This is a genomic window from Streptomyces sp. SJL17-4, from assembly GCF_036826855.1.
In the GTDB taxonomy this organism is placed as follows: Bacteria; Actinomycetota; Actinomycetes; order Streptomycetales; family Streptomycetaceae; genus Streptomyces.
The window spans coordinates 8444239-8462216 of record NZ_CP104578.1 but is presented as its reverse complement, the minus strand read 5'-3'; the positions used below and the strand labels follow the sequence as shown (position 1 = coordinate 8462216).

Below are 17978 nucleotides of genomic sequence, written 5' to 3'. Positions count from 1 at the left end.
CTGCTCGGGCCGGATGTCGACGTTCAGGGGGCTGTCGTCGGGGGCGTGGTGGTCGTCGGGGTCGCCGGGGCCACCGAGGTCGCCGAGGCCGTCGGCGGCGGTGTCGTCGAGGAGGACGACGGGGGTGTCGGTGGCGGGCAGGACGTGGGCGGTGCCGGGGGCGGCGACCAGGACGGCGGGGGCCGCGTCCCGGACCATGTGGGCGATGCGGTCGGCGGGGTAGGCGGGGTCGACGGGCAGGTGGGCGCCGCCGGCCTTGAGGACGGCGAGGAGGGCCACGACGGGGGCGGTGCCGCGTTCGAGGCAGACGCCGACGACGGATTCGGGTCCGACGCCCTGGTGGGCGAGCAGGCGGGCCAGGCGGTCGGCGCGGGCGTCGAGTTCGGCGAAGGTGAGGCTGTGGCCGTCGGCGGTGAGGGCGGTCGCGTCGGGGGTGCGGGCGGCCTGGGCCGCGAACAGGTCGGGGACCGTGGCGGGGGCGACGTCGGTGGTGGTGCCGTTCCAGTCGTTCACGATCCGGCGTCGGCGGTCCTCGTCGAGGACGTCGATCGCGGAGAGGGGCAGGTCGTCGGCGCCTTCGGCGGTCGCGGTCAGGGCGTCGAGGATGCGGTCGAGTGCGGTCCGCAGGAGGGCGGTCACCTCGTGGGGGTCGACGTCGGTGTGCGCGTCGACGGCGAGGGACAGGGTGGTGCCGTCGTCGTCGACGGACACGGCCAGGGGGTAGTTGGAGCGCTCCTGGGCGAAGAGGGTGCGGATGCCGCCGATGCCGGTGTCCTGGCCGGTGGTGGCGCGGCGGTAGTTGAACAGCGAGCTGAACAGGGGGGTGTCGCTGGTGGTGCCGGCGGCCCGCTGGGCGGTGGTGAGGGGTGCGTGTTCGTGTTCCAGGAGGGTGGTGAGCTGGTCGCGCAGGGTGTGGAGGGCGGCGAGGGTATGGCGGCCGGTGTGGACCCGTACGGGGAGGGTGTTGATGTACGGGCCGGGGGCCGGGCGCGTGGTGTCGGCGGTGCTGAGGCGTCCGGACAGGACGGTGCCGAAGACGACGTCGTCGCGGCCGCTGACGGCGGCGAGGACCCGGGCCCAGGCGAGGTGGAGGAGGGTGGCGGGGCCGGTGCCGTGCTGGTGGGCGAGGCGGCGCAGGCGGTCGGTGAGTTCGGGGGCGAGGTCGGTGCGGGCGCGGGTGGACGCGGAGCCGTCGCCGTGGACGTCGGTGAGTCCGTAGGGGGCGGTGGGTTCGGTGACGTCGCCGAGGAGTGCGGTGAAGTACCGCTCGTGGTCGTGGTGCGCGGCGCCGGATCTGGCGCGGGCGACGAAGTCGCGGAAGGGGGCGGGTTCGGGCAGGTCGGCGCCGTGGCCATCGAGGATGGCCCGTACTTCGTTCAGGACGGTCCGCAGGGCTTCGTGGTCCTGCACCATGTGGTGGGCGCGGACGAGGGCGAGCGGGCGCGGGTGCGCCGGGCCGTCGGCGATGGTCAGGTCGAGGAGCGGGGCGCGGGTCAGGTCGGTGGTGGTGCCGGCGGCGGTAAGGAGCTGTCGTACGGGGTCGCCGGCCTCGGGGTCCGGGGTGATCTCGGTGACGGGCAGGGTGGCGTGGCGCCACACGACCTGGACGGGTTCGCGGAGTCCTTCCCAGACGAGGGCGGTGCGCAGGATGTCGTGGCGTGCGAGGACCTGGCGGAGGGCGTCGGTGAAGGCGTCGAGGAGGGCACGGGAGGCGAATTCCAGAACGGTGGGCTGCATGTAGGCGTCCTGGCCGCCGTCGGCGAGCAGGTGGTGGAAGAGGAGGCCCTCCTGGAGGGGGGCGAGGGGGTAGACGTCGGCGATGTTGGCGGCGCCGCCGTCGACGGAGGCGGCCACGGTGGCGAGTTCCTCGGTGGTGAGGTCGACCAGCGGGAGCATCTCGGGGGTGACGGCGGTGGCGTCGGCCGGGATCGCGTTGGCGGGGATCTCGGTGCGGGTGGTGCCGGCGGCCGCGGCGAGGCCGGCGGGGGTGGGGGTGTGGAACAGGGCGCGGACGGTGAGGTCGGTGCCGAGGGCGGCACGGGCGCGGCCCATGAGTTCGACGGCGAGCAGGGAGTGGCCGCCGAGGGCGAAGAAGTCGTCGTCGGGTCCGACCTGTTCGAGGCCGAGGACGTCGGCGAAGACGCCGCACAGGAGTTCATCGCGCGGGCCCGCGGGTGTCCTGCCGGGGGTGGCGGTGTGGGTGGGTGCGGGCAGGGCGTTGCGGTCGAGCTTGCCGTTCGCCGTCAGCGGCAGTGCGTCCAGCACCAGAATCGCAGCTGGCACCATGTGACCCGGCAGGCTCGCGGCCAGGTGGGCGCGTAGCTCCGCGGCATCGGTCGTCTCCTGTCCGTGGGTGGGTGTCGTGTAGGCCACGAGCCGCGGGTCGCCGGGGGTGTCCTCGCGGACGACGACCGCGGCGCGGGCGACGTGGGCGTGGCGTTCGAGGGCGGCTTCGATCTCGCCGGTCTCGATGCGGAAGCCGCGGATCTTGACCTGGCCGTCGGTGCGGCCGAGGCAGGTGAGGACGCCGTCGGGGCGCTGTCGGGCCAGGTCGCCGGTGCGGTAGAGGCGCTGGCCGGGGGTGAAGGGCGAGGCGACGAACCGTTCGGCGGTGAGGGCGGGGCGTCCGAGGTATCCGCGGGCGAGTTGGTCGCCGGCGAGGTAGAGCTCTCCCGTGGTGCCGGGTGCGACGGGTCGCAGTCGCTCGTCGAGGACGTAGGCGCGGGTGTGGGCGAAGGGCCGGCCGATGACGACGGGGCCTTCGGTGATCTGGGCGGCGGTGGCCCAGACGGTGGCCTCGGTGGGTCCGTACAGGTTGACGGCGGGGATGCCGAGGGCGTGCAGTCGTGCGGCGAGTTCGCCGGGGAGGGCTTCGCCGCCGACGAGGGCGCGTACGGAGGCGGGCAGGGTGCCGGTGTCGAGGAGGGCACGCCACAGGGAGGGGACGGCCTGGAGGGCGGTGGCTCCGCTGGTGCGGACGAGGTCGAGGAGGGCGTGGGGGTCGCGGACGGTGTCGCGGTCGGCGAGGACGACGGCGGCGCCGTTGACCAGGGGCAGGAACAGTTCGAGGGCCGCGATGTCGAAGGAGACCGTGGTCACGGCGACGAGCCGGTCGTCGGTGGTGAGCGGGACGTGTGCGGCGACGGCGTGCAGGTGGTGGACGAGCGCGTGGTGGTCGACGACGACGCCCTTGGGGCGGCCGGTGGAGCCCGAGGTGTGGATGACGTACGCGGGGTGCCGGGGCAGGAGGGCGGCGCGGCCGGGGAGCTGCCCGGTGCGGGGGCTGGCGGGGGTGGTGCGGGCGGGGTCGTCGACGGTGACGACGGGGGTGCCGGCGAGTGCCGCGGCGGCGGTGTGCGCGGTGGTGGTCAGGACACAGACCGGTCGGGCGTCGTTCAGCATGTACGCGATGCGGTCGTGCGGGTAGTCGGGGTCGAGCGGCAGGTAGGCGCCGCCGGCCTTGGTGACGGCGAGGAGGGCGGCGACGAGGTCGGCGCCGCGTTCCATCAGGACGGCGACGACGGTCTCGGGGCCGACGCCGTGGCCGGCGATCAGATGGGCCAGTTCTTCGGCGCGCGCGTCGAGTTCGGCGTAGGTCAGGGTGGTGTCGCCGTCGGCGAGGGCGGTCGCGTCGGGGGTGCGGGCCGCCTGGGCTTCGAAGAGGTCGGGCAGGGTCACGGCGGGGACGTCGGCCGTCGTGTCGTTCCAGGTGTGCAGGATGCGGTGGAGTTCGGTGTCGTCGAGGAGCGGTACGTCGCCGACGCGGGTATGGGGGGCGTCGGCGAGGAGCTCGGCGACGCGGGCGAAGCGCCGGGTGAGCGTACGGGCCGTGTCGGCGTCGAACAGGTCGGCGGCGGCGATGAGGGTGCCGTGCAGGCCGGCGGGCGTGCCGTCAGCGGCGAAGGTCTCGCCGAGGGTGAACTCCAGGTCGAACTTGGCGGCGGAGTCGCCGACGGGCAGCGCTTCGGCGTGGACGCCGCGCAGTCGCAGGGCCGCTTCGCCGGTGTTCTGCAGCATGAGCATGACCTGGAACAGCGGGTGCCGGGCCAGGGAGCGGGTGGGGGCGAGGTCCTCGACGAGCTTCTCGAAGGGGACGTCCTGGTGTTCGCGGGCCGCGAGGGCCGTCTCCTGTGCCCGGGCGAGCAGTTCGCGGAAGGTCGGGTCGCCGGACAGGTCGGTGCGCAGCACGAGGGTGCTGACGAAGAAACCGACCAGGTCGTCGAGGGCCTCGTCGCCGCGTCCGGCGTCGACGGTCCCGATCGGGATGTCGGTGCCGGCGCCGAGCCGGTGCAGCGTGACGGCGAGGGCGGCCTGGACCACGGTGAAGAGGGTGACGCCTTCGGCGAGGGCGAGACGCGCGAGGCGGGCGTGCGTCTCGGCGGGCAGCCGGAAGGGGACGGTGTGGCCCGTGTGGCCGAGCGCGGCGGGGCGCGTGCGGTCGTAGGGCAGGGCGAGTTCCTCCGGCAGGTCCGCCAGGGTGGTGCGCCAGTGGGCGCTCTGGCGGGCGAAGAGGCTCTCGGGGTCGTCCTGTGCGCCGAGGAGCTCGCGCTGCCACAGGGCGTAGTCGGCGTACTGGATCGGCAGCGGCTCCCAGGCGGGGGCAGTGCCCGCGGTGCGGGCCGCGTAGGCGGTGGACAGGTCGCGGCCGAGGGGGCCCATGGACCAGCCGTCGCCGGCGATGTGGTGGACGGCCATGACGAGGACGTGGTCGTCGGGGCCGGTCGACAGCAGGCGGGCCTTGAGGGGGAGTTCGGTGGCGAGGTCGAAGGCGTGGCCGACGACGTCGGCGGTCTCCCGGTCGAGCGCGGTGGGGTCGGCGGGGTCGACGTCGCGGGTCTCCAGGTGCCAGTCCTGTTCGGCGGCCGGCAGGACCCGCTGGTGGGGCTCGCCGGCGGTGACGCCGTAGACGGTGCGCAGGATCTCGTGGCGTCCGATCACGTCCCGCAGGGCCGCCTGGAGCGCGTCGCGGTCCACGGGGCCGCGGAGCCGCTGCGCGACCCGGATGTTGTAGACCGCGCTCGGGCCCTCGAGCTGGGAGATCAGCCACAGCCGACGCTGCGCGAAGGACAACGGGATCATCAGGACTCCTCCTGGTTACGCATCGGCCGCAGCGCGGGCCTAGCAGAGCTCACATTTCCAAGCTGTCGTACGAGGCCGGACACGGTCCGTGCCGTGAGGAGCACCCGCAGGGGCACCTCGATGCCGAGCGCCGCGCGCAGGCGGCTGGTGAGGCGTGCGGCGAGCAGGGAGTGCCCGCCGAGGGCGAAGAAGTCGTCGTCGACGCCGACCTGTTCCAGGCCGAGGACCTCGGCGAAGGCGGCGCACAGGGCCTTCTCCCGCTCGGTGACCGGTGCGCGGCCGGTGCCGGGGGCCGGGCCGTCGTCGGGCAGGGCGGCGCGGTCGAGCTTGCCGTTGGGCGTCAGCGGCAGGGCGTCCAGCAGGACGACGGCGGACGGCACCATGTGCTCGGGCAGCCGCTCCCTGACGAAGGCGCGCAGGTCCTCGGCGAGTGTCGCGCCGGCCTGGCCGTTGGGGACGGCGTAGCCGACGAGCCGCTTGCCGCCGGGAGTGTCGTCGCGGACGACGACGGCGGCCTGGGTGACGGCGGGGTGGGCGGCCAGGACGGCGCGGACCTCACCGGGTTCGACGCGGAAGCCGCGGATCTTGACCTGGTCGTCGACGCGGCTGGCGAAGACCAGCCGGCCCTGGGGCGTCCAGCGGACCCGGTCGCCGGTGCGGTAGAGCCGCGCGCCCGCCCCGTCGAAGGGGGAGGCAACGAAGCGCTGCGCGGTCAGGCCGGGGCGCCCGACGTAGGCGCGGGCCAGGCCGGCGCCCGCGATGTACAGCTCGCCGTCGACGCCGACCGGGACCGGGGCGAGGCTGCTGTCGAGGACGTACACACGGGAGTTGGTGATGGGGGCGCCGATGGAGGGTGTGCCGTCGTCCGTGGTCAGCGGGTCGGACATCGTCGCGCACACGGTGGTCTCGGTCGGACCGTACGCGTTGACGAAGCGGCGGCCTCGTGACCAGCGGGCGACGAGTTCGCCGCCGAGAGCCTCGCCCGCGGAGACCAGGGTGGTGACGGGGGCGAGGTCCTCGGGCGCGAGGACGGACAGCACGGCGGGCGGCAGGGTGGCGTGGGTGACGCCGTGACGGGCGACGAGGGCGGCGAGTCCGCCGTCGGGCAGCAGGGTCTCGGCGGGGGCGACGACGAGGCGGGCGCCGGAGCACAGGGCCATGACGAGTTCCCAGGTCGCCGCGTCGAAGCCCGGCGAGGCGAACTGCAGGACGCGGCTGTCGGCCCCGACGTCGAAGTGCTCGATCTGGGCCGCGACCAGGCTGGCCACGCCCTCGTGGGTGACGACCACGCCCTTGGGGCGGCCCGTCGAACCCGAGGTGAAGATCATGTACGCGGGGTGGGCGGGGCGCAGGCGTGTTCCGGTCACCGGTGCGGCGTCCAGCGCCTCGATCCGTGCCGCGAGCGGCTCCTCGTCGAGGACGAGGACCGGCACGCCGGTCCCGGCCGGTACGGCGGGCGCGCACAGGGCCGAGGCGAGGACGGTCCGCGCGCCGGACTCGGCCAGCATGAACGCGATGCGTTCGGCCGGGTGGGCGGGGTCGACCGGCAGGTAGGCGCCGCCGGCCTTGAGGACGCCGAGGAGGGTGACGATCAGGTCGATGCCGCGTTCGCGCACGACGGCGACCACGGACTCGGGGCCGACGCCCCGGCCGGTGAGGAACCGGGCGAGGCGGTTGGCCCGCGCGTCGAGTTCGGCGTACGTGAGCTCGGCGTCGTCCGCCGCGACGGCGATGGCGTCGGGGGTGTGGCGCACGCGGGCCGCGAACAGCTCGGGCACGGTCGCGGCCGGCACGTCGGCGGCCGTGTCGTTCCAGTCGGCGAGCACCTGGTGGCGCTGGTGCGCGTCGAGGACCCGCACGGTGCCGAGCGGCCGGTCGGGAGCGCCGTCCAGGGCCTTCCCTGCGGCGTCCACCAGTTCGTCGAGGGCGGTGCGCACCAGGGCGACGACCTCCTGCGGGTCGACCGGGGCGACGGCGTCGACCATGAGCTCGAGCCCGTCCTGGGCTTCGTCGACGAGCAACGCCAGCGGGTAGTTGGTGCGTTCGCGGGTGAACAGCAGACGGGTGCCCGGCAGGGAGGTGTTCCAGCGCGTGTCGGAGTCCTCGCCCGTGCTGCGCCGGTAGTTGAGGCAGGCGGTGAACAGCGGGGCGTCGCCGTCGATGGCGGCCGCCCGCTGGGCCACGGTCAGAGGTGCATGTTCGTGCTCCATGAGGCGGGCGAGCTGGCCGCGCATGGCGGTGATCGCCTCCAGCGCGGCGGACCGGTCGGTGCGCACCCGTACGGGCAGGGTGTTGATGAACGGTCCCGGGACCCGGTCGGCGCCCGCGCCGGCGTTCATCCGCCCGAACAGGACGGTGCCGAACACGACGTCCTCGCGGCCGCTGACCGCGGCGAGCACCCGGGCCCAGGCCACGTGCAGCACGGTCGCGGTGCTCACGCCCGCGCGCCGCGCCACTTCGCGCAGCCGTACGGTGAGGTCGGGTCCGGCGGCCAGCCGCGCCCGGGTCAGGGTGGCCCCGTCGCCGTGGGCGTCCGCCAGGCCGTACGGGGCGGTGGTCTCGCCGACGTCGCCGAGGAACTCGGCGAAGTACCGCTCGTGCTCGGCGCGTTCGACGCCCCCACGGGCCTGGGCGACGAACGTCCGGAACGGCAGCGGGTCGGGCAGGGTGTCGCCGCGCCCGGCGAGGAACGCGGTCACCTCCTGGAGGAGCACGTCGAGCGCGGTGCCGTCACGGACCATGTGGTGGGCGCGGATCAGCGCCAGCCACCGCTCGGGACGCTCCTCGCCGGGCACGGCCGCGCGGTGCAGGTCGAGCAGCGGAGCCGTACCGAGGTCCATGCGCGCGCCGCCCGCGTCGACGAGGTCGGCGACGGCGTCGGTGGTGCCGGGGTCGAGGACGACGTCGGTGACGGACAGTTCGGCGTGGCGCCGCACCACCTGGACGGGTTCGCGGAGCCCTTCCCAGGCGTACGAGGTGCGGTAGATGTCGTGCCGGTCGACGACCCGCCGCAGGGCGTCGGTGAACGCGTCGAGTCTCTCCCGGGAGTCGAACTCCAGGACCGCCGGCATGACGTAGGCGTCGTCGCCGCCGTCGGCGAGGATGTGGTGGAAGAGCAGGCCTTCCTGGAGGGGGGCGAGGGGGTAGATGTCGGCGATGTTCGCGGCGCCGCCGTCGACGGTGGCGACGACGGCGGCGAGCTCGTCCTCGGTGAGGTCGACCAGCGGCAGCATCGCGGGCGTCAGGGCGGTGGCCCCCGCCGGGATCAGGTTGTCGGGGACGGTGACCTGCGGGGCGCCGGAGGTCGCGGCGAGGCTCGCCGCGGTCGGGTGGTCGAACAGGGCGCGTACGGAGACGGAGACCCCGCGGGCGCGCAGCATCTCGATGAGGCGGACCGCCACCAGCGAGTGGCCGCCGAGCTCGAAGAAGTCGTCGTCGACGCCGACGTGGTCGAGGCCGAGGACCTCGGCGAAGGCCGCACAGAGGATCTCCTCGCGGACGTCGGCCGGTGCCCGGCCCGCGCCCGCGGTGGCGGCGAAGTCGGGTGCGGGCAGGGCCTTGCGGTCGAGCTTGCCGTTGCCGGTGAGGGGCAGGGCGTCCAGGACGACGACCGCCGACGGGACCATGTGCTCGGGGAGTCGCTGCCCGGCGAACTGGCGGATCGTGGTGGAGAGTTCGGTGCCCGACTCGTGATGGTCGACGGGGACGACGTAGGCGACGAGCCTGCGGTCGCCCGTGGTGTCCTCGCGGGCGACGACCGCTGCCTGGTCGATCAGCGGGTGGCCGGTCAGGACGCCCTGCACTTCGCCGGGTTCGATGCGGTAGCCGCGGATCTTGACCTGGTCGTCGGCGCGGCCGAGGAAGACGACCTGGCCGTCCGCCGTCCACTTCGCGCGGTCGCCCGTGCGGTACATGCGCTGACCGGTCTCGTACGGGTTGGCGACGAACCGCTCGGCGGTGAGGGCCTCCCGGCCCACGTATCCGCGGGCGAGGCCGGCGCCGGAGACGTACAGGTCGGCCGTCACGCCGACCGGGACCGGTTGGAGGCGGGAATCGAGCAGGTAGAAGCGGGTGTTGGCGATCGGTGTGCCGACCGGGACGGTCCCGTCGGCGATCGCCTCGGCGGTGAGCCGGGTGGTCGCGATGCCGATGGTGGTCTCGGTCGGGCCGTAGTGGTTGTGGACCGCTCGCACGCCGGCCGCGGCGAGCAGCTCGCGCAGCCAGACCGTCGAAGCGGCCTCACCGCCGAGGACCACGGACTGCGCGGGCAGTACGGCCTCGATGCCGGAGGCCGTCAGGGCGGCGAGGTGCGAGGGGACGGCCTTGAAGTGGTCGATCCCGTGCTCGGTGAGGTAGGCGGCGACCAGTCCCGGGTCGGTGACCGCCGCCTCGTGGAGGATGTGGAGTTCGCCGCCGGTGGTGAGGCTGGCGAAGACGACGGTGTTGCCGAGGTCGGTGGCCTGGGCCTGGAGGAGTGCGTAGCGCGCACCCTCGTCTCCGAAGCCGAGGCGGTCGGGGATGGAGGCGGTGTAGTTCGCGAGGCCGCCGTGGGTGACGGCGACGCCCTTGGGCTGGCCGCTCGAACCCGAGGTGTAGATCACGTACGCGAGGGACTGCGGGTCGACAGGACGCTCGGGGCGGTCGGTCGGGGCGGCGGCGAGCTGCATCTCGACGAACGTGTCGTCGATCGCCACCAGACGCGAACGGCCCGCGGGCAGTTCGTCGAGGATCTCCTCCGTGGTCAGGGCCAGGGCCGCGCGGCTGTCGCGGAGCATGTACGCGATCCGGTCCGTCGGCTGCGCCGGATCGATGGGCAGGTAGCCCGCGCCCGCCTTCCAGACGCCGAGGATCGCGGCGATCATGTCGGCGCCGCGCGGCATGCACAGGCCCACGACGGACTCGGGGCCGATGCCCTGACCGATCAGGTAGTGGGCGATGCGGTTGGCCCGCGCGTCCAGTTCCGCGTACGAGACCGACGTTCCGTTGGCGACGATCGCCTTCGCGTCGGCCATGCGGTCCGCCGACTGCTCGAACCGCTCGTGGACCAGGGCCGGTCGGCCCTCGGTCGCCGTGTCGTTCCAGATCGTCAGGACCCGGTGCCGCTCCTCCTCCGGCAGGACCACGATCGAGCCGAGCGGTGTGTCGGGGCCGCCGTCGAGGGTGGTCTCCAGGGCGGAGAGAAGCCGGTCGGTGGCGGTGCGGACGAGGACGCCGACCGCGAAGGAGTCGATGGGGGCGACGGAGTCGACCGCCACCTCGGTCCGGTCGCCGTAGTCGTCGACCAGGATGACCAGGGGGTAGTTGGTGCGCTCGCGGACCGAGAGCAGCTGCACGCCATCCATGCCTTCGTCCACGGCCCGGCCGCTGTTGCGCCGGTAGTTGAGGAAGGAGGTGAAGAGGGGGGTGTCTCCCGTGATCCCGCTGGCGCGCTGGGCGACGGCGAGGGGGGCGTGCTCGTGTTCGAGGAGTTCGGCGAGCTGTCCGCGCGTGGCGGCCAGGGCCTCGTGGGCGCCGAGTTCGCCGGTGCGTATGCGGACCGGCAGCGTGTTCATGAAGGGGCCCGCCACGCGGTCGGCGCCGTGGCCGGCGTTCAGCCGGCCGTACAGCACCGATCCGAAGACGACGTCCTCGCGGCCACTGAGGGCGGCCAGGACACGGGCCCAGGCGACGTGCAGCACGGTCGCCGTGCTGGTGCCGAGGCGCTGGGCGACGCTGCGCAGCCTGTCGTGCAGCTCCGGTGCGAACGGCACGACCGCGTGGACGGTGTCGGCACCGTCGCCGCGCGCGTCGGTCACGCCGTAGGGGGCGGTGGGTTCGGTGACGTCGCCGAGGAGGTCGGTGAAGTACCGGGTGTGGTCGGTGCGCGCGGCCGCTCCGCGTACCTGGGCGACGAACGTCCGGAAGGGCAGGGGCGCGGGCAGGGTGTCGCCGTGGCCGGCGAGGATCGCCTCGACCTCGTCGAGGACGATCTGCAGGGCGGTGTGGTCGCGGACGGTGTGGTGCATGCGGACGAGGACCAGGTGGCGGTCGCCGGCGGGGTCGGCCGCGACGTGCGCGTCGAGCAGGGGGGCCTGGCCGAGGTCCATGGTGCCGCCGGCGGCGGCGAGGAGCTGCTCGGTCGGGTCGCCGCCGTCGGCGTCGAGGGTGACCTCGGTGACGGGCAGGGTGGCGTGGCGCCGGACGACCTGGACCGGTTCGCGCAGGCCTTCCCAGGCGAAGGAGGTCCGGTAGATGTCGTGCCGGTCGACGACCTGCTGGAGAGCCGCGGCGAAGGCGGTGGCGCGGTCGCGTGAGTCGAGTGCGAGGACGGCGCGCATGACGTACGCGTCCTCGCCGCCGTCGGCGAGGATGTGGTGGAAGAGCAGGCCTTCCTGGAGGGGGGCGAGGGGGTAGATGTCGGCGATGTTCGCGGCGCCGCCGTCGACGGTGGCGACGACGGCGGCGAGCTCGTCCTCGGTGAGGTCGACCAGCGGCAGCATCGCGGGCGTGAGGGCGGTGGCGCCGACGGGGATGAGGTTGTCGGGGATCTCCGCCTGGTAGGCGCCGGCCGAGGCCGCCAGGCCCGCGACGGTCGGGGTGTCGAAGAGGGCGCGGACGGAGATCGTGACGCCGTGGGTGCGAAGGGTCTCGATGAGGCGGACGGCGAGGAGGGAGTGGCCTCCGAGGCGGAAGAAGTCGTCGTCGACGCCGACGTGGTCGAGGCCGAGGATCTCGGCGAAGGCCGCGCAGAGGATCTCCTCGCGCACGGTGACCGGGCCGCGGCTGCCGGGGCCCGCGGTGTACGCGGGGGCGGGCAGGGCCTTGCGGTCGAGCTTGCCGTTGACGTTCAGCGGCAGGGCGTCGAGGACCACGACGGCCGACGGGACCATGTAGGAGGGCAGCCGGTCGGCGGCGAGGGCGGTCAGGAGCTGCGGCAGTTCGTCGGCCGCCTCGTCCTGGGCCGGCACCGCGTAGGCGACCAGGCGCTTGTCTCCCGGGGTGTCCTCGCGGGCCAGGACGGCGACCTGCGCCACCTGGCCGTGCCCGGCCAGGACGGACTGGATCTCGCCGAGTTCGATGCGGAACCCTCGGATCTTGACCTGTTCGTCGGCGCGGCCGAGGTATTCGATCTGGCCGTCGGTGTTCCAGCGGACGATGTCGCCGGTGCGGTACATGCGCTCGCCCGACTCGAAGGGGTTGGCGACGAAGCGTTCGGCGGTGAGCCCCGTACGTCCCTGGTAGCCGCGGGCGAGCTGGACACCGGCGAGGTAGAGCTCCCCCGCCACACCGACGGGTGCCGGGGAGAGCGTGGCGTCGAGGACGTACACGCGGGTGTTGGCGACGGGCGCGCCGATCGGGACCGACGCGCTGTCCGTGCCGGGAACGCACTGCCAGGACGTGACGTCGACGGAGGCTTCCGTCGGCCCGTACAGGTTGTGCAGCTCGACGCCGGGGAGGAGGGAGAAGAACCGGTCCTGCACCGCCGCGCCCAGGGCCTCGCCCGAGCAGATGACCCGCCGCAGACCGGTGCACTCCCCCGCCGCCGGGTCGGCGACGAACGCCTCCAGCATCGACGGCACGAAGTGCACTGTCGTCACCGCGCGTTCACGCACGACCGACGCGACATACGCCGGGTCGCGGTGACCGCCGGGTCGCGCCATCACGAGGGCGGCGCCGACCGACAGGGGCCAGAAGAACTCCCACACCGACACGTCGAAACCGAACGGCGTCTTCTGCAGCACCCGCTCGTCCGCGTCGAGCCCGTACCGGTCCTGCATCCATACCAGCCGGTTCACGATGCCCGCGTGCGGAACGACCACGCCCTTCGGGCGGCCCGTCGAACCCGACGTGAAGATCACGTACGCGGGAGACCGCGGGTCGACACGTACGCCCAGCGGGCCGTCGTCGAGATCCGCGACCGGAGTGTGGTCGAGGACGACGAGGGACGTGTCCGACGCCGGGATGCCCGGTGCGATGTCGGCCGAGGTCACCACGGCGACGGGGGCGGCGTCGGTGAGGATGCTCGCGATGCGGTCGGTGGGGTGGTCCGGGTCGATCGGCAGGTAGGCGCCGCCGGCCTTCAGGGCCGCGAGCAGCGCGACGACCATCTCCGGACCGCGCTCCAGACACACCCCGACGACCGACTCCGGACCCACGCCCAGACCCGCCAGGTGCCGGGCCAGACGGTTCGCCCGGGAGTCCAGCTCCCCGTACGAGAGGACCTCGTCGTCCCAGACCACCGCGTCCGCCTCCGGCGACCGCGCCGCCTGCGCCTCGAACAGCTCCACCAGCGAACCCGAAACCCGCTCCGTGGCGGTGTCGTTCCACTCCACCAACACCCGGCCGCGCTCCCCCGCGTCGAGGACGCGGAGCGTGCGCAGCGGCACGTCGGTGCCGCCGTCGAGGGCGGTCTCCAGGGCGTCGAGGAGCTGCTCGACGGTGGTGCGGGTGAGGGTGGTCACGGCGCTGGGGTCGATGGGCTCGGCGGCGTCGACGGACAGGCTGATGCGGTCGCCGTTGTCGTCCACGAGCAGGGCCAGCGGGTAGTTGGACATCTCACGGGCGAAGAGCAGGCGGGTGCCGTCGAGTGTGGCGTTCCAGCTCGCCTCGGCGTCCTGGCCCGCGTTGTGGCGGTAGTTGAGGAAGGAGGTGAAGAGCGGGGTGTCTCCCGTGATCCCGCTGGCGCGCTGCGCGACGGCGAGGGGGGAGTGCTCGTGTTCGAGGAGTTCGGCGAGCTGTCCGCGCGTGGCGGACAGCGCCTGGAGCGCGCCGAGTTCGCCGGTGCGTATGCGGACCGGCAGCATGTTCATGAAGGGGCCCGCCACGCGGTCGGCGCCGGACCCCGCGTTCATCCGCCCCAGCAGGACGGTGCCGAAGACGACGTCGTCGCGGCCGCTGAGGGTGGCGAGGACGCGGGCCCAGGCGACGTGCAGCACGGTCGCCGTGCTGACTCCGGCCCGGCGTGCCGCGGTGCGCAGCCGGGCGGTCAGTCCGTCTGCGAGGGGCAGCAGGGCGAGTCGGGCGTCCGAGCCGTCGCCGCGTACGTCGGCCATGCCGTAGGGGGCGGTGGGTTCGGTGACGTCGCCGAGGAGGTCGGTGAAGTACCGGGTGTGGTCGGTGCGCGCGGCCGCTCCGCGTACCTGGGCGACGAACGTCCGGAAGGGCAGGGGCGCGGGCAGGGTGTCGCCGTGGCCGGCGAGGATCGCCTCGACCTCGTCGAGGACGATCTGCAGGGCGGTGTGGTCGCGGACCAGGTGGTGCATGCGCAGGAGGACGAGCACACGGCTGTCGCTCGTGGCGGCGAGGTGCAGGTCGAGCAGCGGAGCCCTACCGAGGTCCATGGTGCCGCCGGCGGCGGCGAGGAGCTGCTCGGTCGGGTCGCCGCCGTCGGCGTCGAGGGTGACCTCGGTGACGGGCAGGGTGGCGTGGCGCCGGACGACCTGGACCGGTTCGCGCAGGCCTTCCCAGGCGAAGGAGGTGCGGTAGATGTCGTGCCGGTCGACGACCTGCTGGAGAGCCGCGGCGAAGGCGGTGGCGCGGTCGCGCGTGTCGAACTCGAAGACCGCCGCCATGACGTAGGCGTCGTCGCCGCCGTCGGCGAGGATGTGGTGGAAGAGCAGGCCTTCCTGGAGGGGGGCGAGGGGGTAGATGTCGGCGATGTTCGCGTCGCCGCCGTCGACGGTGGCGACGACGGCGGCGAGCTCGTCCTCGGTGAGGTCGACCAGCGGCAGCATCGCGGGCGTGAGCGCGGTGGCGCCGACGGGGATGAGGTTGTCGGGGACCTCGATCCGCTCGGCTCCGGCGGAGCGCGCGACGGCGTGGGGGGTCGGGGCGTCGAACAGCGTCTTGAGCGAGATCGTGACGCCGTGGGTGCGGAGGGTCTCGATGAGGCGGACGGCGAGGAGGGAGTGGCCTCCGAGGCGGAAGAAGTCGTCGTCGACGCCGACGTGGTCGAGGCCGAGGATCTCGGCGAAGGCCGCGCAGAGGATCTCCTCGCGCACGGTGGCCGGGCCTCTCCCCTCGCCCGCGACCGCGGTGAAGTCGGGAGCCGGCAGGGCCTTGCGGTCCAGCTTGCCGTTCACGCTGAGCGGTAGCTCGTCCAGGACCACGACGGCCGACGGCACCATCGCGGCGGGCAGTCGCTCGGCCGCGAACTCGGTTACGCGGGAGGCGATTTCACTGACCGATGCGCCGCCAGTCGATGCGGCGCCGGCCGATGCGTCCGCGGTCGGTACGACGTAGGCGACGAGCCTTACGTCTCCCGGGGTGTCCTCGCGGGCGACGACGGCGATCTGGGCGACCTGCCCGTGCCCGGCCAGGACCGTCTGCACCTCACCCGGCTCGACCCGTATCCCTCGGATCTTGACCTGTTCGTCGGCGCGGCCGAGGTATTCGATCTGGCCGTCGGTGTTCCAGCGGACCACGTCGCCGGTGCGGTACATGCGCTCGCCCGACTCGAAGGGGTTGGCGACGAAGCGTTCGGCGGTCAGTCCGCTACGTCCCTGGTAGCCCCGGGCGAGCTGCACACCGGCGAGGTAGAGCTCCCCCGCCACACCGACGGGCACCGGGGAGAGCGTGGCGTCGAGCACGTACACGCGGGTGTTGGCGACGGGCGCGCCGATCGGTACCGACGCCGTGCCGGGGGTGCACTGCCAGGACGTGACGTCGACGGAGGCTTCCGTCGGCCCGTACAGGTTGTGCAGCTCGACGCCGGGGAGGAGGGAGAGGAACCGGTCCTGCACCGCCGCGCCCAGGGCCTCACCCGAGCAGATGACCCGCCGCAGACCGGCGCACTCCCCCGCCGCAGGGTCGGCGACGAACGCCTCCAGCATCGACGGCACGAAGTGCAGCGTCGTCACGGCACGTTCACGGATCACCGAGGCCACATAGGCCGGGTCGCGGTGACCGCCGGGTCGCGCCACCACGAGGGCGGCACCGACCGACAGGGGCCAGAAGAACTCCCACACCGACACGTCGAAACCGAACGGCGTCTTCTGCAGCACCCGCTCGCCGGCTTCCAGCCCGTACCGGTCCTGCATCCACACCAGCCGGTTCACGATGCCCGCGTGCGGAACGACCACGCCCTTCGGGCGGCCCGTCGAACCCGACGTGAAGATCACGTACGCGGGAGACCGCGGGTCGACCCGCACGCCCAGCGGGCCGTCGTCGAGGCCTGTCAGAGGCGTCTGTTCCAGCACCACCAGCGTGGCGTCCGAGGCCGGCAGTGACGGGGCGATGTCCGCCGAGGTCACCACGGCCACCGGCGCGGCGTCGGCCAGCAGTTGCGCGATGCGGTCGGTGGGGTGGTCGGGGTCGATCGGCAGGTAGGCGCCGCCGGCCTTCAGGGCCGCGAGCAGCGCGACGACCATCTCCGGACCGCGCTCCAGACACACCCCGACGACCGACTCCGGTCCCACGCCCAGACCCGCCAGGTGCCGGGCCAGACGGTTCGCCCGGGAGTCCAGCTCCCCGTACGAGAGGACCTCGTCGTCCCACACCACCGCGTCCGCCTCCGGCGACCGCGCCACCTGCGCCTCGAACAGCTCCACCAGCGAACCCGAAGCCAACTCCGTGGCGGTGTCGTTCCACTCCACCAACACCCGGCCACGCTCCCCCTCGTCGAGGAGGTCAGCGTGGGCGGCGAGGGCGGTGGGTTCGGCATGGGCCAGCCAGGTGGCGACGTTGAGGTAGTGGCGTGAGACGGCGGCGGTCGCGTCGAGGTCGTGGGCGTCGGGGTTGGCGTCAATGTTGATCTGCATGCCGCCGCGGTCGTAGATGTCGATGCGGAGGTTGTCGACGGGGCCGGTGGACAGGTTGTGGGTCACGGTGAGGCAGGTGCCGAACCGCAGGTCGTAGTCGAAAGCCATCACGTTGATGTGGAGGCCGCACAGGTCGCCGTCGGTGATCTTGAGATCGCCGAGCATGTCGCGGTAGCGGTAGCGCTGGTGCTTCATGCCGTCGCGGACGGCGCGGGAGGTCTGGCGTACGAGGTCCTCGACCGTGGTCCGGGGGCCGATGCTCAGGCGCAGGGGCAGGATGTTGGAGGTCATGCCGGGGACGGCGAGCGTGTGGCGGTCACCTCGGGCGCGTACGGGCAGGCCGACGGTGATCTCCCGTTCGCCGCTGACCCGGTGCTGGTAGAGCGCGGCGGCGGCGATCATGAGGCCGGGGAAGCTGGTTCTGAGGCGGCGTGCGCCGCGCTTGAGGCTGTCGGCCGCGTCGGTGTCGATGCCGTCGGTGTGCCGCAGCGGGGCGTGCTGGGCGCGGCGGGACTTGTAGGCGTCGCCTCCGTCCAGGGCGGGGTGGCCGGCGAGGCGGTCGAGCCAGTAGAGCCGGTCCTGCTCGTACTGCGGGGAGGTGCGGTAGGCGCGGTCGTCCTCGTGCAGGACGGAGAAGGGGGCGAGCGCGCCTTCGGCGGGGTCGCGGCCTTCGAGGAGGGCGGCGTAGATCTCGGCGCCTCGGGCGGCGGCGACGACACCGCTCTGGCCGTCGAAGACGAGGTGGTGGACGCGGATGTACCAGTAGTGGAGTTCCTCGTCCAGCGTGATGATCGCGGCGTTGTAGAGCGCTCCGCCGTCGAGTTCGGCGGGACGGCGCAGGTCGGCGTCCATCCAGGCGCGGGCGGCGGCGCGGGGGTCCGTCTCGCCGCTGAGGTCAACGGCCTGCACGGGGTAGTCGGCCGCGTCGTGGAGGTATTGGACGGGGGTGCCGTCGGCGGTCTTCAGGCGCAGGCGTACCGTCTCGGTCTCGCGGATCCGCAGTTCGGCCGCGCGCACGAGCAGGGCGTGGTCGACGGGTCCGTGGATCTCGATGTACTCGGCGAGAAAGAATGACCGGTTTTCGGGGGCGAGCTGCTGTGCATACCAGATGCCGAGCTGTCCGCCCATCAATTCGATGAACTCGCCCTCGTTCTTGGTCAT

At 73.4% G+C, this 17978-nt stretch carries 2 protein-coding genes (1 of these 2 running past the window's edge); both read right to left on the bottom strand.

The window, feature by feature from the left end; all coding sequences use genetic code 11:
* On the bottom strand, positions 1 to 5079 hold the start of the coding sequence (locus N5875_RS38045; protein WP_338499009.1) for a non-ribosomal peptide synthase/polyketide synthase. The gene continues 14157 nt to the left of window position 1, outside the view; 5079 of the gene's 19236 nt are visible here — the first part of the coding sequence; it begins with the start codon at positions 5077 to 5079; the stop codon falls past the left edge of the window.
* Entirely contained in the window at positions 5079 to 17978 is a 12900-nt protein-coding gene (locus N5875_RS38040; RefSeq protein ID WP_338499008.1) for an amino acid adenylation domain-containing protein, read from the bottom strand. Before N5875_RS38040 ends, N5875_RS38045 begins: the two co-directional genes overlap by 1 nt.